The following is a 19,726-nucleotide window of genomic DNA, read 5'->3' as shown; positions in this document are numbered from 1 at the left end:
TTGCATCTCGATCACGATCCCGCCGCGCCCGCCGGTGCCGAGATCGCGTTTGACGACTTTCTGAAAGTCGACATTCGCGTGGGCACCGTCGTCGCGGCGGAAGTCTACGAAGGTGCGCGCAAGCCGAGCTACAAGCTGCGGATCGATTTCGGTCCGGGTATCGGCGAGAAGAAAAGCGTCGGGCAGGTTGCCGCGCTCTACACGCCGGAAGACCTTGTCGGCCGGCAGGTTGCGGCCGTGGTGAATTTTCCCAAACGCCAGATCGGCAAGGCTCTGTCCGAAGTGCTCACGCTTGGCTTTGCGGATGAAGAAGGGCGAGTCACGCTGTTCTCGCCGGACAAAGCTGTCCCGAACGGATCGCGGTTGTTCTGATGACCGGATTTGCCGGGCTGCTAACTGCGGCGAAGCCCTTGGAGGATGGCCTTGCGCTGATGGTGCCGGAGACCTGGCACCAGGGGCGGACGGCCTATGGCGGGTTTTCCTCGGCGCTGGCCCTCGCTGCCGCCTGCAAGATCGGCGGTGACGGGCTGCCGCCGCTGCGCTCAGCGCAGATGGCGATGATGGCGCCGGTAAATGGTCGCGTCGAAGCACGTGCGCGGATCGAGCGGGCAGGGCGCAACGCCACCTGGATCGCGGCGGAAATACATGCCGAAAAGGGTCTCGCCTTCAGCGCAAGCTTTGTCTTCATGGGCGCTGTCGATAGCGGCCTTCACATCAACGACAGGCCCACGCCAGAGCATCTCGTTCCCTGCGATGAGGCGCGCGCAGTGACTTACACCCGACACACGCCTGCATTCCTTGCCAACAATTTCGAGACCCGCCACGCGCTGCTTCCGCGAGAGGGCAAGCGTCCCGAAATGTGCCGCTGGGTGCGGACCTGCGAACGCGATCGCCTCGATCCGATGGTCGAGATGCTCCTCGTCGGCGATGCCTTGCCGCCGGGTGTCATGCCGATGCTGCATGCAGCGGTGCCCGTTTCGACCATGCACTGGCAGGTCAATCTGTTGACGCCCGCTCCTGCCACACAGGACGGATGGTGGTTGCTCAGCACTGTCGGCGACTATGCCGAGTGTGGCTGCTCCAGCCAGCGCATGGCGATCTGGAATACGCAGGGCGAGCCGGTCATGGCCGGCATGCAGTCCATCGCCCTGTTCGGCTAGTCGAAAGCCTGGGCTTCGCGGTCAGCGGCAGTTTCACTTGTGCCCATAAGCCGATCGGCCAGGAACAGCTTGAAGGCGCCGAACCCTACGAGCGCGATCACGGCCGAGGCGACGTGAAGCAGCCAGAACTGCGGCGTCGGCATCGTCTCGAACAACGTACCGATCTTGCCCACTGCAAGGTTCGCGCCGAAGAACGACAGATAGTAGATCCCGATGATCGAGGCGTTGAGCGCCCGTGGGGCCAGCCGGGTGAACAGTGCGAGGCTGACCGGCAGGAGATGCGCGAAGCCGATCGAGTTCACGAGGTGGAACATCACCGGCCAGAACAGTCCGATCTTGCCCGCGCCTTGTGTGATGGCTGCCGTGTAGAGGCACAGGCCGCCGCCGATGATGAACACGCAGCCGATCAGCATCTTGCCCAGTTCGTCCGGCTCCTTGCCGGTGCGTCCGCCGATCCACGCCCAGAACGCGGCAACGGCAACCAGCATCGAGAAGCTGAGCGTGGCATCGATTGTGATCATCCAACTTGTCGGGAGCGTGGTGCCGAAGAAAGTCAGTTGAAACTGCTGGTCCGCCCAGACGAGATAGGCGTTGAAGATTTCCTGATTAGTCAGCAGCGAGACCGCCATGATCGGCACCAGCACCAGCACCGCCAGTACGCGGGGGCCGTCTCCGGGCTGGAACTTGGCACGTGGTTCTGCCGACTTCTCTGGCTTACCGCTGTCGGCGGGCAACCACGGACGAGCGAAGATATAGAGGAACAGGCCCAGGACCATGACCACACCAGCGCAGCCGAAACCCCAATGCCAGCCCACTTTCTCGCCCAGTGTGCCGGAGACGAGTGGGGCCGCGATCACCGATACGTTGATGAAGATGTAGAAGATCTGGAATGCCATTGCCCGGCGGTTGTCGTTAGGGCCGTAGAGTTCGCCGACCTGGCTCGCGATGTTGCCCTTGAACAGGCCGACACCGACGACGAGCGAAATCAGCGCGAAAAGGAAGGCGCTTTCGAAGGCCATCAGAAAGTGGCCCAGCGACATGATGAGAGCGCCGGCTATCAATGCGGCGCGTCGGCCAAGCAGGAGGTCAGCCAGTATGCCGCCGAGAATTGGCGTCAGATAGACCGTCGCGGTGTAGACCCCGAAGATTTCAGAGGCGAGCGGCTGTCCCTCCAGCCCGGGAAAGACATGGGCCTTTAGCCAGGCGAGCCCGATGACGCTTTCCTGCCGGCCGGGCAGCAGGAGGTATTTCACCATGTAGAGCGTCAACAGCGTCTGCATGGAATAATAGGAAAAGCGCTCGCACGCCTCGACCATGCCGAGGAAACCCAACCCCTTGGGGTGCCCGAGAAAGGCACGGTCGTCGTGCGCGGCTTCCTCCGGGAAGTCGAGTTCCGGCGTGGCTTCGGCGGCTGTCATGGCGACCCTCGTATTATTGTTGTCTTGTCGCGCAACTTAGACACGCCTTTCGGCAATGTCACGCTGGAAGGACGCCGGGTGAGGTCGAACGCTATTCGTCGACGTGCTCTGGTTTACCCTTGCGGCCACCTTCCGCAAATTCCTCGAGCTGCTTTTCGGACATGGAATCGTACATGTCGCGCGCGGCGCCCTGCAGATCGCTTTTCTTCGTATCGCCACGCTTTGCAGAAAGCGCGGCGCCCGCGGCCTTTTGTTGTGCTTTGGACTTGGCTGGCATGATTTTCTCCTTTCACGGTGAAAATGCAGCCGCTGCACAAACGGTTCCGGATCGGTTCGTCGCGTATAGAGCGTCAGGCGGGTTCGCGCGCGAGTTCCTCGCCGAGGAAAGCGGCGACGTCGTCGAGCGAGGCCTCCTTGTCGAGGTAGGTCTTGCCGATGCCATGCAGCAGCAGGAAAGGCAGCGTGCCCGCATCCATCTTCTTGTCGTGCAGCATATGCCTGGCGAGCCCGGTGCCGTCGCAATCCAGTCCGAGGCCCGATAGCGAAGCGGGTAGCCCGACTTCGTCGATGTGCTGCGCCACGCGCTCGGCGCTGGCCTTGGGCATGAGCCCCTTGCGAGCCGAGTAGCGCGCAGCCAGGACCATGCCGAGCGCGACAGCCTCGCCGTGGAGCAGCCGGTTGGAAAAGCCGGTCTCGGCCTCCAGCGCATGGCCGAAGGTATGGCCAAGGTTGAGCAGGGCACGCTTGCCGGTGGTTTCGAATTCGTCTTGCGCCACGATGCGTGCCTTGGCTGCCACCGAGTGCGAAACGGCGTATTCGCGCAGCGCGCTGTCGCCGGCGATGAGCGCGGCGCCGTTGCGTTCGCACCAGGCGAAGAAGTCGGCATCGTCGATCAGGCCGTATTTCACGATTTCGGCATAGCCGGCCAGCAGTTCGCGTTCGGGCAGCGTTTCGAGCGCCGAGAGATCGGCTAGGACCAACGAGGGCTGGTGGAACGCACCGACGAGGTTCTTGCCCGCGGGCGTGTTGATCGCGGTCTTGCCGCCTACGCTGGAATCGACTTGCGCCAACAGTGTCGTGGGCACCTGGATGAACTTACACCCCCGCTTCACCACGGATGCGCAAAAACCGGTCAGGTCACCGACCACCCCGCCGCCCAGCGCGATGATGTGATCGCCGCGCTCCACTTCCAGCGTGAGCAGCCAATTCACCGTGGCGGCCAGTTCGTCCCATGACTTGGTCTGTTCGCCGGGAGGAAGGATGCGCCAGTGCGGCTCGTGTCCATTATCCCGCAAGCTTTTCTCGACTACCTCGCCCCAGGCGGCGTGGACATTGGAGTCCGTGACGATCGGTACGCCACGCTTGCGCAAACGACTGCGGCAATGCGGCACCAGTTCTGCGAGAAGACCTGCACCCACACGAACTTCGTAGGGGCGGCCGGCGATGTCTACGGAGATCACAGCCATTGCGAAATTCCCTGAAGTACTTTGTTGATGGTCTGGACATGCGGTCCGCTGCCGCTGACCACATGGATGGGGGCTTGCGAATAGTGTCCTGCGCGTTCTTCACGCAGCCGCGTGAGAATCTCGCGCGGATTGCCCTCCTTGAGCAGAGGGCGATTGTCCTTGCGCGAGGTACGTTCGACCAGCGTGTCGATTGCGCTGTCGAGCCACACGGTGATCGCCTTGTCGAGAATCAGGGCGCGGGTTTCCGGATTGCAGAAGGCCCCGCCGCCCGTGGCAATGACGATATGCCCGCCGAAGTCCTCAAGGCTTTCGTTAATCAGCCTCGCAATCACGCGGCGTTCACCGTTGCGGAAATAGTCTTCACCGAAATTCTCGAAGATTTCCGGAATGGTCATCTGAGCGGAGCGTTCGATTTCCTCGTCGGCATCGACGAAGGGGCACCCCAGCAGGGATGCAAGCCGCTTGCCGACACTGGACTTGCCCACGCCCATCATCCCCACGAGCACGATTGGGCGATCAATACGTCGCGCCAGCGCCGCGATTTCCTGGGCAGAGAAGTGGGTTTGTTGAACGTCCATTGCTCCATCGCCTATAGTTGCGCTAGGTCGCAGCGCAAGCACAGGTAAAGGAAGGCGAGTGACGATCCAAATGCGCGGACGCGGGGTTTTTCTAGCAATCGCCGTGGCTGTTCCGCTTGCCGCCATCGCCTTGTGCACCTTCGCCTGGATCGATGCAGGCCGGCGTCCTGTGCGAGATATAGTGATTGCCGTTCCAGTGCCGGAGCTGCCGCAATGAGGGTTCCCTATCTACTGACGGGTGCGGCGCTGGCGCTGACGTCGGCGTGGGCTGTCGCACAGGACGCGCCCGAATCGCTTCTTCCAAAGATATTCCAGGACACACCCTCTTCAACCCCCACGCCCTCGGCGCCCAGACCCACGCCGACCCGCCCTGCAGCAACGGCTTCCCCTTCTGCAAGCAGCGAGGGAGCCAAATCGGTTTCGAATCCTGTCGTCCAGCAAATTCCGGACGGAAGCGCAGATGCCAGCAATCAGGCGGCGGAAGACACAGGGACGAACGGTGCGTTGAAGCGGGTTCCCAGTCTCGAGGAACTGGCGAAGATGACGCCGGACGACTTCGAGGCACTGTTCGGCAGCCAGGTCGTATTCGACATGCCGCCGCAGGCACGACGCTCGATGGCGAAGGCCGGGCTGCTCGACCAGAGCGAAGGCGGGCTGGCGGCGGATTCGCTTGCAGGCCAAAATGCCAGGCTGATCGATCTGGCACTCTCCGGCAACAAGGGCGCTCTTGTCTCACGCTGGGGCCATATTCTCTTGCGGCGCGCGCTACTTTCAAGGTTGCAGGCGCCGGAAGGAATGACGCCCCAGCATTTCCTTGCGCTGCGCGTTGGCTTGTTGCTGCGCATGGGAGAAACCGACGCGGCCCGAGCGCTGCTGCAGGACATGGACATCGCAGACTACACCCCGGCGGTGGGCAACGTGGCGCTTGCCGTTTACGAAAAGACAGCCGACTTCACCGGGCTGTGTCCGATCATGGCAACGCAGGGTGACTTGCGCGACGATGCGCATTGGGATGCGGCCAAGACGATATGCGAGGCTTTCCGCGGCAACAGCCGGGCTGCCCTTTCAGCACTGGATCGCGAGACTTCGCGCGGGACTCTACCCAAAATAGACCTTCTCCTGGCTCAGAAATACGCGGGTGCGGCCGGCAAGACACGCCGAGCCGTTACTATCGAGTGGGACAACGTCGATAGCTTGACGCCCTGGCGCTACGGCCTTGCCATCGGCGTCGGACTCGAGCCGCCCGAGCGCTTGATGACTGCTGCCGGCCCGCAGTACAGTTACGTCACCGCGTTGGCGCCGATGGTTGGCCTTGAGCGTCGTGCTGCTGCAGCAGATCGAGCCGGCGCTGCCGGGATATTGTCCAATGCGGCAATGGTAGACCTCTATTCGCAGATCTATTCGGACGGCGACGTTATCGGGACCTGGCAGGACAATGCCGAGACCTTGCGCGATGCCTATACCCTTACCGACAGCGATGCCCGCCTGGCGGCCATGCAATCCTTGTGGAACGGCGCGTCGAACGCTTCGGCCCGCTATGCGCGCCAGGTCCTGACGGCCGCGGCGGCCGCGCGAATGTCGGCGAGCGAGGACCTGGCCGACGAGTCAGGACCGCTGATTACGTCGATGCTCTCGGCAGGCTTCGATGCGAATGCCATGCGCTGGGCTTCGGTGGTGCCGTCGGGAAGCGAAAGCTGGGGTCTCCTGTCGCTGGCAGCGCCCGGGCGCACAAGCCCCGTCGATACCGGGGCACTGGATAGCTTCATCGATGCCGACGAGAGCGCGGACAAGCGCAAGTCGACTTTCCTCGTTGCAGGTCTTGCCGGACTCGAACGGCTGACGCCCGGTGACATCGAGCGCTATTCCAATGACATGTCGCTCAACTTCGGCGGATCGACCCGCTGGACCAACGCCATAGACAGCGCGGCACGGCGCGGGGACAGAGCGAGCGTAGTGCTGTTGGCCGGTTTCGGCATGCAGGGCACGAACTGGCACCGCATGACGCCGCGCTACCTCTATCACATCGTTTCGACGTTGCGACAGGTCGGCCTGGAGGCAGAAGCGCGCATGATCGCCGCAGAAGCCGTCGCAAGAGCCTGAAGACCGATGGCGGGAGAGGACCTCGCCGAACGTTTTCTGGCGATGCTGGCCGTAGAGCGCGGTGCCGCAGCGAATACTTTGACTGCCTATCGTCGCGATCTGGAATCCGCGCGCGAGGCGATTGGCAATCTGGCCAAGGCCGACGGCCCGGCGTTGGCGTCTCTGGGAGAAGCTTGGAGTGGCCTTGCAGCTTCCAGCCTGGCCCGCAAGTGCTCTGCCCTTCGCCAATTTTACGGCTTCCTTGTCGACGAAGGCTTACGAAAGGACGATCCGTCCGGAGCCCTGCCGCGACCACGTACCCGACGCCCCTTGCCGAGACTTCTCAGCCGCGACGAGGTCGAACGTTTCCTGGCGCAGGCGGAGACGGAAGCAGCCGGTGAAATCCCCGCGGCGGTGCGGCTTCTGGCACTGCTCGAACTGCTGTACGGGTCCGGGTTGCGGGCAAGCGAACTCGTCTCGCTGCCTGTCGCGTCGGTTCCGCGAGATGCGCCGTTCCTGCATATCACGGGGAAGGGCGGGCAGCAGCGGATGGTCCCGGTCAGCACCCGGGCACGCCACGTCCTCTCGCGTTGGCTGTCCGTGAGGCCGGGCGGGTCCAAGTTTCTGTTCCCCTCGAACGGAGCCAGCGGACACCTGACCCGCGTGCGACTGTTTCAACTTCTGCGCGACCTCGCGGTACGCGCGGAGATCGATCCAACACGCATTTCACCGCACGTTCTACGGCATGCCTTCGCTACGCACCTGCTTGAAGGCGGCGCGGACCTGCGTGTGCTGCAAATGCTGCTCGGCCACGCGGACATCGCCACCACCCAGATATACACGCACGTGGATAGCGCAAGGCTGGTGGCACTGGTCAATGCACGGCACCCTCTGGGTGCGCGGGGGAACTAGCGGCGGTTTGTGCCGTTTTGTGCACGGAAGCCGGTGCGAAAAGCGCACATGATAGGGGAAGATTATGCCTGAGGTACGCCGCTCAAGTCGGCTGAAGATCATCGCAGCCGGATCCGTAACCGCACTCGCATTCACGCTGCAGGCTTGCGTCCCTGCAGGCGGCGGTGGTGGTCTCGCCTCGACGGGAGAATCCGCGACTCCAGCCACGATCAGCCAGGCCGACAAGGCCGAAGGCGCCAAGGCGCATCCGCAACTCGTCGCCGAATTCGGCGGGAAGGTTACCGGTCCGCAAGCAGCCTATGTGGAGAACGTGGGCAAGACTATCGCGGTGCAGTCCGGTCTCGGAAATGCCCGCAGCGATTTCACCGTCACCCTGCTCAACTCACCAGTCAACAACGCTTTCGCGATCCCGGGCGGGTATGTCTACGTGACCCGGCAACTCACTGCCTTGATGAACAACGAGGCGCAGCTTGCGGCAGTGCTGGGGCACGAAGTGGGCCACGTTGCGGCCCGCCATTCAGCCAAGCGGCAGGAGGCCGCGTCGCGCAACCAGTTGCTGGGCGCTCTCGGTTCGATCCTTTCAGGTGTGTTGCTGGGCGACAATGCGTTCGGTCGTCTGGGACAACAGGTTTTCTCCCAGGGGTCGCAGCTACTGACGCTCAAGTACTCGCGGTCGCAGGAACTGGAGGCGGATGATCTCGGCATCGCCTATTTGAAGCGAGCAGGCTACGACCCGCGGGCGATGGCAAATGTGCTGGAGAGCCTGGCGCGGCAGAACGCGCTGGATGCGCAATTGCGCGGCACAACCAATCAGGTTCCAGAATGGGCTTCTACCCACCCCGATCCTGCCTCGCGCGTGCGCGATGCCCTCGCTACGGCAGGCTCCGGCGCCGCCGGCATAACCAACCGAGATGGCTTTCTGGCGAATGTCGACGGGCTTCTCTACGGTGACGACCCAAAGCAGGGCATCATCGACGGAAGCGATTTCGTCCATCCGGTTCTGCGATTCGCATTCGAGGCGCCCAATGGCTTCTACATGGTCAACGGAACGCGGGCAGTTTCGATCAACGGGCAGTCGGGCAAGGCCCAGTTCTCGAGCGGCGATCTTTCGGGCGGTATGGATCAATACATCAAGAATGTATTTGCCGGTCTGACCGATTCGAACCAGACGAGAATCACGCCTGCGAGCATCGAACGTACGACCGTGAACGGCATTCCGGCCGCTTATAGCGTGGCACGGGTCCAGACTTCGAACGGGCAGGTGGATGTTACCGTGTTTGCCTATGACTTCGGTGGCGGCAAGGCCTATCACTTCGTGACGATCACGCAGGCGGGGCAAGCCGGCGTATTCAATCCGATGTTCAAGAGCTTCCACCGCATCAGTGCGGAGCAGGCCGGTAATATCAAGCCGCGTGTCCTCGACGTGGTGACTGTAAAACCCGGTGACACCGTGCAGAGCCTGGCCCGGCAGATGGCCTACACCAATGGACAGCTGGAACGGTTTCTGGTGCTCAATGCCCTACAGGCCGATTCAACCCTCCAGGCAGGTCAGAAAGTCAAGATTATCAGATACTAGAGCGATTTCGTTCCCTGGCTTCTCTTGCAGACAAAAGAAAGGGGCGGCAGGTTTCCCTGCCGCCCCGATCTTTTTCAGCCAATTGGGCTGGATCAGGCTGCCGCCATGGTCGACGAGGTCTTCTCGAAGGTCGAGGAGAGCTGCGAACCCATGCCCTGCATAGCGGCGATCGCGGCAACGGCGATCAGAGCAGCAATGAGGCCGTATTCGATAGCGGTGGCGCCTTCTTCGTTGCGGCGCAGCTTGGCGAGAAACTTCATAATGTGTCTCCTGTTGATGCAGTCGTATGTACCCGTTCCGCCGCGCCTCAACCCATTTGCTGCGCATTGGACACTATGAGGAGTAAGTGAAAAGTCTTGAGAAAGGTTTAAAGCTTCGGGAAGCTTAGTTGCCGGCAATCGCGTCTGCAGACTCATTGGAAATAGTGGTCCACAAACCGATAGTCTCGTTGGCTACACCCTGCATTGCGACAAAGATCACAAGCACGATCATGCCGAGAATAATACCATATTCGACGGAGGACGCACCCCGCGCATCTCGTATAATATTTGAAAGGCGCTGAAAGCTTGTCATACGAATCCTTCAATGCGTCTGGCGTCACTCTCGAAGTCTCACGAGGGTCTTAATTAATCTTTAACAGGGGCCATCGAACTGGAAAAACTTTTGACACCCTTGTTGGTCACCGCCGTCGCTCTTGTCCGACCGGACGATAGGGTCCTGTTACAGAAACGGGATTTCTCGGCAGTGCATGGCGGGCTCTGGGAATTCCCCGGAGGCAAGGTCGAAGTGGGCGAAACCCCTGAAGATGCCGCTGTTCGCGAACTCGAAGAGGAACTCGGCATCGGTATCTCCGCCGAAGCACTCGACCCTGTCGGCTTTGCAAGTAGCTCGGCCTTGCCGTCGTCAACGGACCAGTCCCGGCACCAAAGGACACTTGTCATACTTCTTTACGCTTGCCGCCTCTGGCAGGGCGAGCCTCAGGCCCGCGAAGCTGAGGCGGTGGCCTGGTATCGTCCCGAAACGATTGCCCGCCTTTCCATGCCGCCTCTCGATTACCCGCTGTCCGAAGCGCTCATTCGACATCTTCGCGCAGATTCCTCGGGCAATTAGGTCATATAGACGTTGACCGGACTCGAATCCCTTTCTATTGGCGCACCTCCAACGCGCCCGTAGCTCAGCTGGATAGAGCATCAGACTACGAATCTGAGGGTCGGACGTTCGAATCGTTCCGGGCGCGCCATTATCCCGTCTTGGTCCACGGACTGCCGCGGGAATCGAGATGGTATCTGCGCGCCCGTAGCTCAGCTGGATAGAGCATCAGACTACGAATCTGAGGGTCGGACGTTCGAATCGTTCCGGGCGCGCCATCATCTCTCGAAACGAAGAAAGCCCTGTCGGTGAGACAGGGCTTTCTTCGTTTCGGTGCTGTTCAACCGTTCCGTCTCCTGCCCGATACGCGGAGATCGGCAGCCGGATGGTCTACGCCTGTTTGGTGCGGTGCGGCTCGCTTTGCAGCGCGAAGCCATGCGAGAGGCCATGATAGAGCTTCTCGCGGCACACCAGCTTGCTGACGGCGTCGGCGATGATGGCCGTGGCGAACAGGGGCAGGATCATGCCGCGGCTCGCAGTCGTCTCCATGAGAATGATGACCGCCGTCAGCGGAGCGCGAACGACGCCGACGAAATAGCCGGTCATGCCCAGCAGGATCACGGCCGACATCGGGTCGTCGGGAAAGCAATAGGCAAGTAACTGGCCCACACCCGCGCCCACAGAGAGCGACGGGGCGAAGATGCCGCCCGGCGCACCCGAGACGGCAGTGGCGGCAGTGACAAGGAGCTTGGCCGGACCAAACCAGGGGGAGGCGCTCTGTTGGCCTTCCACCATCAACTTGGTGACTTCGTAGCCCGTGCCCCACGTCGAACCACCGGTGAGCAGACCTGTCACGGCGACGATGATCCCGCAGATCAGCGCCAGGAGCACTGGCCGCTGCCGGAAAAGTACGAACCAACGCTGACCGCTGCGCGCAAATGCCAGAAGCGTGCGGGAGAAGAGACCGCCCAGGCAACCGCCAACGATGCCGGCCACCGGCGCGACGATGACGACAGAACCGACGTTGAGCGTCTCATGCATGACGCCGAAGTAGATATAGTCGCCGGAAAGGCCGAGGCTGACGAGGCCGGAAATGACGACGGCGCCCATCACCAGCACAGCGACGCGTTGTTCGAAAGCGGCGGCCAGTTCCTCGATGGCGAAGGCAACCCCTGCCAGCGGGGTGTTGAAGGCAGCCGCGACACCGGCAGCACCGCCAGCAATCAACACGCCGGCCGTCATCGGAACGCGAAAGATGCGATGACAGGTAATCATGATCGCGGCCGCAACCTGCACCGTGGGCCCTTCGCGCCCCACCGAACCGCCGGCCAGCAGCATTGCCAGCGTCAGCAGGAGCTTGATGATTGCGGTCGGCATCGACAGCAGCTTCGTATAGGCGAGGTCTAGGTCCCGCCCGGCGGCCATGACCTGCGGGATGCCGGAACCGCGCGCGTCGGGCGACCAACGGTTGGTGATCCAGACCACGGCCACGAAGATGGCTGGCGTGAGGACCAACGGGATGTAGGGATTTTCTGCCTGGAACTGGTTGAAGATTTCCTGAGACTTGTCGCCGAGCCATGCAAAGACGATTGCGATGAGGCCAAGAGAGATCGCCCCGATCGCTGTCGCCGCACGCCGACGGGCGAGATTGAGCGAATTGTCGAAGCCGGGGACGGCGTGAATCAGTTTCCGAATTCTCTCCTGGGAGGTCAAGGCGGTGTCGCTCGCTGCACTGGATGTGAAGGCACGCCGAAGCGCGCAAGGGGCTTTCACGGGCCCTATTGCGCCAATGGTGCAGCCAAGAGCAAGACTTTTCCCCGAAATATCGCGCTTTCGAGAAGATGCCCGGTTTTATCGCCGATAAGGCTGAGCCGCCAATGGAAAAGGGCCGGAGCGATTGCCTCGCTCCGGCCCTCCGGTCAGTCGTCCGAGACGATTGCCTCTGATTTATTCGCCAGTGCTTTCTTCAGTGGCGGCCACATCGGTGGATGCCGCAGCTTCACCGGTTGCCGGGGCAGCAGCATCAGCGCCAGTCTGCGCTGAAGCGCTCGCCTGCGTTTGCTGATGGAAAGCCTCGGCTGTCATGCCGAGAGTAAGCGCGTTGTCGACCAGGCCGAGGTACGATTTCTTCAGGATGACCGAATTGCCATCGCTGAGCTGGACGGTCACGTCGTCACCTTCAATCTTGGAAATCGTGCCGAGGACAATGCCATCGCTGCTCTTGATCGGGGCGTCAACGACCATGGCGGCTTCCTTCGCCGCGCCGGTCTCGGCCTTCGCTCCATTGACGGCAGCTTCGAGCTGGGCCTTGGTCATGCCAATGGTCAGGCCCTTTTCGCGCATGGCGAATGCGCTGGGCGGAAGACCGGCGCGAGCTGAACCGGTGCTGATGGTGATGACACCATTCGCCACGGATTCGACCGAGCCGACCTCGTTACCTTCGGGGCCGTAGACCTTGGCTCCCACCGTCGGGGCGACAGCCGCGCTAGCAGCGTCCTGCGCCGCGACGGCGACGGGAGCGAGGCTCGCAGCAGCAATCGCGGCGGCGATGAGGGATTTCTTCATGTTGTACTCCTCTTCGGTGCGGGACCACAACGCGATCCCGGAACATGCCCCCGACCCTGTGGGGGCGCAAAACACGGTCCGGAAACAAAGCCCGGACGGCTGACCCGGCCCGATGGACCGAGATGCGCTCGCCGGCGTCGAGGCGCGCGGAAGGGCGAACGGCGTAGATGCATTATTTACATCATGAAAACCGAATGGCCGCTGAACGGTTTCAGATCAATTGCGAATTGACAGTTTTCCGCGCCAAAAGGCCAGAAAATGGCCTGACGACCCGTTGATCAAGCGATCTTGAGGTGCCGATAGCTGTCGTCATCGGGAAAGCGCCCCCCGGGATCGACCATGATCCCCAGCATCCCCTGCGACCAGTCCGCGGAATCCGGATATTGCCGAAACCAGTCCGTGACGACCAGGCGCTTGGCTATGCGCCACTCGTCGTCCCGCTTCTCGAACCGGTCGAGATAACGCCCTGCGCCGATCACGTCGGATTTGCCGCCATCGGGAAGATTGATGCGATGGATGCCGTAAAAATAGCTTTCAACGTCGGCTTGGTTTCCGCGAATGGACGTGAGGACATTGCCGATCATATGCATCGTCTGGTCCATTCCTCCCATGATCGGAAAGGCCCAGGCTATGAATTCTTCGGTATTGCCTGAAAATCCCATGTGCTCGTCGATGCAGTCGGGCCAGTAGGCGGAGCGGACCATGTCGGCGTCGAGCCGATCGACACCGCGGGAATAGCGATAGAGGCATTCCCGGATGGCTTCGCGGTCCGCGAGCTCCTCGGCAATCCTGGTGACTTTTGTGGACATGTCTCTTCTCCCGCTTCATGTCTTGAATGTGCTGGAAGGATCGGCGGTAGGGGGCGTGGGTGCAACAATTGGCTGCCCGCTGTCATCACCAGACAAGCCTGACAGCCGAGCGGGTCTGGGAGCGGCGTTCAGGGAACAACGGGGTGCATTCGGCGCTTGATCGGGCGTAGCGGCTGATTCAGCAAGGTGGGCGATGGAAGACGATATCATCAAGGGAGCCGTATGCGTCGACGGGGGGCCGAACTCCGTTTGGCGTTTTGAAAAGGCAAAGCGCGCTCATCTCTGCATTGATGCGGCCGAATACTTCGCCATCATGCGCCACGCGATGTTTGCGACGCGACAACGGATTTTCCTGATCGGGTGGGATTTCGATTCGCGCATTCTGCTGCCGGCCGGTCGACGTTGGTGGCAACCTGGACGCAAGAAGCGATTTCCCGCAAGGCTCGGGTCCTACATTCTGTGGCTGGTGAAAAAACACCCGGAGATCGAGGTCCGGCTGCTGAAATGGAACTTCGCCATGGTGAAGTATCTGTTCCGCGGCACTATGCTGTTCGATCTGGTGCGCTGGGCCATGCGCAAGCAGATCGATTTCAAGTTCGATTCCGCCCATCCGGTCGGCTGCAGCCACCATCAGAAAATCGTGGTACTCGATGACGTCATGGCCGCCTGTGGCGGCATCGACATGACCACGGACCGCTGGGATACCTCCGAACACTTGCCGAACGATCCGCGTCGCCGCCGGCCGAGCGGGCGCCTTCACGGGCCATGGCATGACGTTACGATGGTTATGGAAGGCGAAGTCGCCGTAGCACTGGGCGAACTGGGCAGGGAGCGCTGGCGTACGGCCGGCGGACGGGCGCTTTCGCCCTGCAAGCCACAGAACGAAACTCCATGGCCGAAGAAGCTCCAGCCCCACTTCGAAAATGTCGAGGTCGGTATCGCCCGTACCAGTGCAGCCTACGGGCAATCTCCGCAGATTTGCGAGATCGAGCGGCTGTTCGTCGAGCAGATCCGCCGGGCTAGGCATTTTGTTTACGCCGAAACGCAATATTTCGCGTCGCGGGCCATTGCCGAGGTCATCTGCGAACGGCTGTGCGAGCCTGCCCCCCCTGAAATCGTAATCGTGAACCCTCTCACCGCCCAAGGCTGGCTTGAGCAGGTCGCAATGGATACCGCCCGCGTGGAACTGGTCGAAACGCTGCAGGAAGCCGACCGCCAGAACCGCTTCCATATCTATCATCCCGTGGCCTCGGACGGCACGCCCATCTATGTCCACGCCAAGCTGATGATCGTGGACGACGAACTCTTGCGCGTAGGTTCCGCCAACATGAACAATCGATCGATGGGGCTCGATAGCGAATGCGATGTATTCATCGATGCGGCGCGGCCCGCAAATGCCCATATCGGACCGACTATACGAAACTTGCGGATACGACTTCTTGCGGAGCATTGCGGGTCCTCTGAAGAAGACGTCGTCGCAGGGATTGAACGGCATGGTTCGATGGCTGGGATGATCGATTCGCTCTCTCGGACTGGCAAGCGTCTGGAACACTTGCCCTTGAAAGATCTCTCCGAAGCTGAAAGAGCGCTGGGCTCCAGTGGGGTTCTCGATCCGGAACGCCCCGGCGAAATGTTCGAGCCGATGGAAACACGCGGGTTGTTCCGTCGTAAAGGACAACTGATGCGTATTCGCCTGATGAGAAGGTTGAAAAGGAGTTTCAAGGGATGAGCAGCCTGGTCGGCCCGGACGAAGACAATCCGCTCGGCAAACCGGACGTCCCGGATGATGTGCAGGAAGCGATCCGCACGCTGATCCGCTGGGCGGGGGATGACCCGACACGCGAAGGCCTCCAGGACACGCCAAAGCGCGTGGCGAGGGCATGGCTCGAATATTGTCAGGGCTATCAGCAGGACCCATCGATTCACTTGTCCCGCATCTTCGAGGAAGTGGGCGGTTACGATGAGGTTGTCCTGCTCAAGGACATTCCGTTCCAGTCACACTGCGAACATCACATGGCGCCGATTATCGGCAAGGCAGCAATCGCCTATCTTCCGCGTGACCACGTGGTCGGAATTTCAAAGCTTGCACGCGTCCTGCACGGGTTTGCCCGTCGCCTGCAGATTCAGGAAAGGCTGACGGCCGAAGTCGCCCAGTGTATCTGGGACAATCTGCAGCCGCACGGCGTAGCTGTCGTGATCGAAGCCAGCCACGCCTGCATGACCGCGCGCGGCGTGCGTACCCCCGGGGTAGGCATGATAACGAGCCGGATGATGGGGACCTTCCTGGAGGACGATCGCTCGCGCAAGGAAGTGCTGAGCCTCATGGGCTACTGAAAAAAGAACGCCGGGGCTTGGCCCCGGCGTCTCCTTAACGGTCGCGCCCGGCAATCCGAACGCAGATGGGGCTCTTACCCTCCGCGAGGAACCGGCACCAGGGCCCCGGTGACGGCCCGCGCTTCGTTCGAAGCGAGGAAGGCGATGACGTCTGCGATCGCGTCCGGCTTCGTCCACTGCGAGAAATCGGCATCGGGCATGTCGGCGCGATTGGTTGGCGTGTCGATGATAGTCGGCAGTACGGCGTTGACGGTCACGCTGGTCCCCGCCAACTCGTCCGCCAAGGCCTCGGTCAGCCGATGCACGCCGGACTTGGATGCGGCATAGGCGCCCATGCCCATTCCCGCCTTCACGGCAGCGCCTGCGCCGATGTTGACAATACGCCCGGCTTTCGATTTTTTCAGTTCCCCCAGCGATGCCTTGGTGATCGTGGCGGCGGTCATGAGATTCATCGAGTGCATGCGCGCCCATTCGCTGACCGAGCCGTCTTCGAGGGTTTCCCAGGTGAAGCCGCCGGCAATGTTGACCAGAACATCAATGCCGCCGTGGGTCGAGACAACCTTCTCGAGAGCGGCATTGGTCGCGTCTTCGTTGGTCAGATCAACGCCGCCGATGTCCAGTGCGCCGGCGATGGATGTTTTTGCTTCAGGGGCAAAATCGATGCGGGCCACTTTGTCGCCCGCAGCGGCGAACTTTTCTGCCACGGCCTGACCCAGGACTCCGAAACCACCCGTTACAATTACCGAACGTGCCATGAAAACTCCTTGCTTTGCGAAGAAGCTATCTTGGGCGGGGCAGGGGGGCAAGACGGTCCGGGAGGCCACCGCCCCCCCGATACACCTGCAAAACGAAGGGCGGCCTCCCGCTTTGGAAGACCGCCCTTTCGGCGAATCCGTCGTATGCGCGTCAGAGCTGGTTCAGCATGTGCTCCGCCGAACTCACCTCGAAGGTGCCCGGCTCTTCGACGTTAAGCTGTTCGACCACTCCGTCGTTTACCACCATCGAGAAGCGTTGGCCGCGCGTGCCCATGCCGAAGCCGGAACCGTCCATCACCAGATCGACAGCTTTGGCAAAATCTGCGTTCCCGTCCGCCAGCATGGTAATGTCGGACGAGCCAGAGGCCTTGCCCCACGCACCCATGACGAATGCGTCATTGACAGCGGTGCAGGCGATTTCGTCGATGCCCTTGGCCTTGAGATCGCCGGCCTTGTCGACAAAGCCGGGCAGGTGCTTGGCAGAGCAGGTCGGCGTAAACGCGCCCGGAACCGAAAAAAGGGCAACCTTCTTGCCGGCGAAGTAATCGGCAGTCTGCACGGGCTCGGGACCGCTCTCTCCAGCCTTCATCAGCTTCACGTCAGGCAGCTTGTCTCCAACGGCGATTGTCATGGAATGCATCCTTTTTCTGCAAGTGAGTCGCAATCCGGGGAGATATAGGGAGCAGTCTGCTCAGAACAACGTCCCCGTATGGTGAATCACGGTTAACGCCACCCATTGACGACAGCCATTAACAGCAAGCTGTGAAGGCCGGTTAGGCGCGACGCCGGATACTTCCCTCGCCGCATGAGCAATGTGCGGGGGAGACTTAAAATGGGTACTATTGAACACTTCGTAAACGGTGCTGCCGGCCGGGGCGGGATCGGACGGCGGAGGCGACAGCGGATGTCAGCCCGTCCATCTTTGTGCGTGATGGCGGTTTTGGCGCTGGCGATGGGCGTGGCTCAGCCTGCTGCTGCGTCCGCGGGAAGAAGCGAGGCCGAAATTTTGCGGCGGCTCGACATCATGCTGATGGTCACCAGTTTGCGCTGCAGGACCACGTCGGATGACTTCAGAGTCGATTACGGTGCGTTCACTCGCAATCACCTCGGCGAACTCAATGCGGCGAACCGGGATCTGCGGATCGAATTGACAGGGCGTAACGGCACGAGAGGCGCCGACCGTGCGCTTGATCGCATCAGCGTCACGATCGCCAACCAGTACGGTGCCGGACACCCCTGGTTGAGCTGCGCGCAGCTGCGTCAGGCCACGAAGAACCTTGCCAAGGTCGAAGGGCACGAAACGCTGGTGAAAGCCGCGGATCAGCTGCTGGATGCACACCCGAGGCCGCTCCTGGCGCTTGCCGGACAATGACCAATCCCTGATGCGATGATCATCATCGCGGGAGAGTAGGGGTACCCTCCCGCGATGATATAAAGATATCTTTATATTTGCGTCCGCCCGGCGGAATGGGTAGGGATCGCCCATTGCCGGTGCCGCTGGACGCATGATGTGCGAGGGCTCGGCACCGTTCCTTAAGCTACCCAGGAGTTCGCGCCCGTGGCCACTGCCAAGATCGACGCACAAGACTATGCCATCGCCGATATCTCGCTTGCCGAATATGGCCGCGACGAGATCGCCATTGCCGAAACCGAGATGCCGGGCCTGATGGCCCTGCGGGAGGAATTCGGTGACGCGCAGCCACTCAAAGGCGCGCGCATCACCGGTTCGTTGCACATGACGATCCAGACCGCGGTCCTGATCGAGACGCTCGTGGCTCTGGGTGCGGAAGTGCGCTGGGCGACCTGCAACATCTTTTCCACTCAAGACCATGCCGCCGCCGCCATCGCTGCCCGGGGCATTCCCGTCTATGCGATCAAGGGCGAAAGCCTTGCCGACTATTGGGACTACGTCGGCAGGATCTTCGACTGGTCTTCGGAAGGGAGCCCCGACCTTACCGCCAACATGATCCTCGACGATGGCGGGGACGCCACGATGTTCGCTCTGTGGGGCGCACGCGTCGAAGCGGGTGAAGAGCTTTTCGAACCCTCCAATGCCGAGGAGATCGAGTTCTGCCGCGCGCTCAAGGCTTTCCTGAAGGCAAAGCCCGGTTACCTCTCGCGCTCGGTCAACGCGATCAAGGGTGTTTCGGAAGAGACCACCACCGGCGTTCATCGCCTCTACCACCTCGCCAAGGACGGCAAGCTGCCGTTCCCCGCCATCAATGTGAACGATTCGGTGACCAAGTCGAAGTTCGACAACCTCTACGGTTGCCGTGAATCGCTGGTCGACGCCGTTCGCCGTGCGACCGACGTCATGCTCGCCGGCAAGGTGGCCTGCGTCGCCGGCTTCGGTGACGTCGGCAAGGGGTCGGCTGCTTCGCTGCGCAACGGTGGGGCCCGCGTGATGGTCACCGAGATCGATCCGATCTGCGCGCTGCAGGCGGCCATGGAAGGCTATGAAGTGGTCACGATGGAGGAGGCGGTGAAGCGCTGCGACATCTTCGTGACCGCCACCGGCAACGAGGCCGTCATCAGTGGCGACCACATGGAGCAGATGAAGGACAAGGCGATTGTCTGCAACATCGGCCATTTCGATTCCGAGATCCAGATTTCCGCGCTCGACAACTACGAGTGGAAGGAAATCAAGCCGGGTACCGACCTCGTTACCTTCCCGGACGGCAAGCAGATCATCATTCTGGCCAAGGGACGTCTGGTGAACCTGGGGTGCGCCACTGGCCATCCGAGCTTCGTGATGTCCGCCAGCTTCACCAATCAAACGCTGGCCCAGATCGAACTGTTCACGAAGTCCGACGATTACGAGAACCGCGTATACGTGCTGCCCAAGCATCTCGACGAGAAGGTGGCGGCGCTGCATCTCGACAAGTTGGGCGTGAAACTCACCAAGCTTTCCGAAAAGCAGGCCAAGTATATCGGCGTGCCACAGGCGGGTCCGTTCAAGCCCGACCACTACCGTTACTGATCCGA

20 protein-coding genes and 2 tRNA genes are annotated in these 19,726 nt (G+C 61.4%); 12 read left to right on the top strand and 10 right to left on the bottom strand.

What is annotated here, in order from left to right:
• Both LK12_RS11325 and LK12_RS11320 read left to right on the top strand, forming a co-directional pair.
• On the top strand, positions 1 to 372 hold the full coding sequence (locus LK12_RS11325) for a tRNA-binding protein (protein WP_039283568.1): 372 nt from the start codon (positions 1 to 3) through the stop codon (positions 370 to 372).
• Entirely contained in the window at positions 372 to 1,160 is a 789-nt protein-coding gene (locus LK12_RS11320; protein ID WP_039283565.1) for a thioesterase family protein, read from the top strand. Before LK12_RS11325 ends, LK12_RS11320 begins: the two co-directional genes overlap by 1 nt.
• Here LK12_RS11320 and LK12_RS11315 read toward each other — a convergent pair.
• The 4 genes from LK12_RS11315 to LK12_RS11300 form a co-directional block, all read right to left on the bottom strand.
• On the bottom strand, positions 1,157 to 2,578 hold the full coding sequence (locus LK12_RS11315) for a peptide MFS transporter (protein ID WP_039283563.1): 1,422 nt from the start codon (positions 2,576 to 2,578) through the stop codon (positions 1,157 to 1,159). The genes LK12_RS11320 and LK12_RS11315 overlap by 4 nt on opposite strands.
• A 91-nt stretch (positions 2,579 to 2,669) precedes the next feature.
• A complete protein-coding gene (locus tag LK12_RS11310; RefSeq protein ID WP_039283562.1) occupies positions 2,670 to 2,855 on the bottom strand; it encodes a DUF3008 family protein in 186 nt (61 codons plus the stop codon).
• A gap of 73 nt (positions 2,856 to 2,928) precedes the next feature.
• Entirely contained in the window at positions 2,929 to 4,044 is a 1,116-nt protein-coding gene (gene aroB, locus LK12_RS11305; protein WP_039283560.1) for a 3-dehydroquinate synthase, read from the bottom strand.
• The gene (locus LK12_RS11300) at positions 4,035 to 4,622 is read right to left on the bottom strand and encodes a shikimate kinase (RefSeq protein ID WP_039283557.1); all 588 of its coding nucleotides are present in this window, start codon (positions 4,620 to 4,622) and stop codon (positions 4,035 to 4,037) included. Before LK12_RS11300 ends, aroB begins: the two co-directional genes overlap by 10 nt.
• 504 nt (positions 4,623 to 5,126) lie before the next feature.
• On the opposite strand from LK12_RS11300, the gene LK12_RS11295 reads away from it, so the two are divergent.
• The 3 genes from LK12_RS11295 (at position 5,127) to LK12_RS11285 (ending at position 9,189) form a co-directional block, all read left to right on the top strand.
• On the top strand, positions 5,127 to 6,722 hold the full coding sequence (locus tag LK12_RS11295) for a hypothetical protein (RefSeq protein WP_331454137.1): 1,596 nt from the start codon (positions 5,127 to 5,129) through the stop codon (positions 6,720 to 6,722).
• Between the two features lie 6 nt (positions 6,723 to 6,728).
• The gene (locus LK12_RS11290) at positions 6,729 to 7,613 is read left to right on the top strand and encodes a tyrosine recombinase (protein WP_039283551.1); all 885 of its coding nucleotides are present in this window, start codon (positions 6,729 to 6,731) and stop codon (positions 7,611 to 7,613) included.
• Positions 7,614 to 7,677: 64 nt separating this feature from the next.
• On the top strand, positions 7,678 to 9,189 hold the full coding sequence (locus tag LK12_RS11285) for a M48 family metalloprotease (RefSeq protein ID WP_052223338.1): 1,512 nt from the start codon (positions 7,678 to 7,680) through the stop codon (positions 9,187 to 9,189).
• A gap of 92 nt (positions 9,190 to 9,281) precedes the next feature.
• Here LK12_RS11285 and LK12_RS11280 read toward each other — a convergent pair whose 3' ends face one another.
• Complete coding sequence (locus LK12_RS11280; protein ID WP_039283548.1) at positions 9,282 to 9,449, bottom strand: Flp family type IVb pilin; 168 nt, start codon at positions 9,447 to 9,449, stop codon at positions 9,282 to 9,284.
• A gap of 403 nt (positions 9,450 to 9,852) precedes the next feature.
• Between LK12_RS11280 and LK12_RS11270 the strand changes: the two genes are divergently transcribed.
• From LK12_RS11270 to LK12_RS11260, 3 genes are all read left to right on the top strand, one after another.
• Complete coding sequence (locus LK12_RS11270; protein ID WP_407938158.1) at positions 9,853 to 10,299, top strand: (deoxy)nucleoside triphosphate pyrophosphohydrolase; 447 nt, start codon at positions 9,853 to 9,855, stop codon at positions 10,297 to 10,299.
• Between the two features lie 53 nt (positions 10,300 to 10,352).
• A tRNA-Arg gene (locus tag LK12_RS11265) sits at positions 10,353 to 10,429 on the top strand.
• Positions 10,430 to 10,479: 50 nt separating this feature from the next.
• A tRNA-Arg gene (locus LK12_RS11260) sits at positions 10,480 to 10,556 on the top strand.
• Between the two features lie 112 nt (positions 10,557 to 10,668).
• Here the strand turns inward: LK12_RS11260 and LK12_RS11255 are convergent.
• The 3 genes from LK12_RS11255 to LK12_RS11245 form a co-directional block, all read right to left on the bottom strand.
• Positions 10,669 to 11,991, bottom strand: coding sequence for a chloride channel protein (locus tag LK12_RS11255; protein ID WP_039283541.1), 1,323 nt, complete (start codon positions 11,989 to 11,991; stop codon positions 10,669 to 10,671).
• A gap of 234 nt (positions 11,992 to 12,225) precedes the next feature.
• Positions 12,226 to 12,843 (bottom strand): hypothetical protein, encoded by a 618-nt coding sequence (locus LK12_RS11250; RefSeq protein ID WP_039283538.1) that lies wholly within the window; start codon positions 12,841 to 12,843, stop codon positions 12,226 to 12,228.
• 278 nt (positions 12,844 to 13,121) lie between these two features.
• A complete protein-coding gene (locus LK12_RS11245) occupies positions 13,122 to 13,652 on the bottom strand; it encodes a nuclear transport factor 2 family protein (protein WP_052223335.1) in 531 nt (176 codons plus the stop codon).
• A gap of 466 nt (positions 13,653 to 14,118) precedes the next feature.
• On the opposite strand from LK12_RS11245, the gene LK12_RS11240 reads away from it, so the two are divergent.
• Together LK12_RS11240 and folE are read left to right on the top strand one after the other, a co-directional pair.
• Positions 14,119 to 15,381 carry a phospholipase D-like domain-containing protein gene (locus LK12_RS11240; protein WP_231568324.1) on the top strand — a complete coding sequence of 421 codons (1,263 nt, stop codon included), beginning with the start codon at positions 14,119 to 14,121 and terminating at the stop codon, positions 15,379 to 15,381.
• Positions 15,378 to 15,986, top strand: coding sequence for a GTP cyclohydrolase I FolE (folE, locus tag LK12_RS11235; protein WP_039283532.1), 609 nt, complete (start codon positions 15,378 to 15,380; stop codon positions 15,984 to 15,986). The genes LK12_RS11240 and folE overlap by 4 nt, the downstream gene beginning before the upstream one ends.
• 74 nt (positions 15,987 to 16,060) lie before the next feature.
• Here the strand turns inward: folE and LK12_RS11230 are convergent, their stop codons facing one another.
• Positions 16,061 to 16,741: an SDR family NAD(P)-dependent oxidoreductase gene (locus LK12_RS11230; protein ID WP_039283529.1), complete on the bottom strand. Its 681-nt coding sequence runs from the start codon at positions 16,739 to 16,741 to the stop codon at positions 16,061 to 16,063.
• Between the two features lie 151 nt (positions 16,742 to 16,892).
• Positions 16,893 to 17,372 carry a peroxiredoxin gene (locus tag LK12_RS11225; protein ID WP_039285185.1) on the bottom strand — a complete coding sequence of 160 codons (480 nt, stop codon included), beginning with the start codon at positions 17,370 to 17,372 and terminating at the stop codon, positions 16,893 to 16,895.
• Between the two features lie 300 nt (positions 17,373 to 17,672).
• Between LK12_RS11225 and LK12_RS11220 the strand changes: the two genes are divergently transcribed.
• Both LK12_RS11220 and ahcY read left to right on the top strand, forming a co-directional pair.
• Positions 17,673 to 18,113, top strand: a complete 441-nt coding sequence (locus LK12_RS11220) for a hypothetical protein (RefSeq protein WP_052223334.1) — start codon at positions 17,673 to 17,675, stop codon at positions 18,111 to 18,113.
• Positions 18,114 to 18,314: 201 nt separating this feature from the next.
• Complete coding sequence (gene ahcY / locus LK12_RS11215; RefSeq protein ID WP_039285179.1) at positions 18,315 to 19,721, top strand: adenosylhomocysteinase; 1,407 nt, start codon at positions 18,315 to 18,317, stop codon at positions 19,719 to 19,721.
• Positions 19,722 to 19,726 lie beyond the last annotated feature (5 nt).

Origin of the sequence: Novosphingobium malaysiense, assembly GCF_000802225.1 — a bacterium.
GTDB lineage: Bacteria > Pseudomonadota > Alphaproteobacteria > Sphingomonadales > Sphingomonadaceae > Novosphingobium > Novosphingobium malaysiense.
Note: the sequence above shows the minus strand (reverse complement) of the source record. Positions and strands in the feature narration are given on the sequence as shown.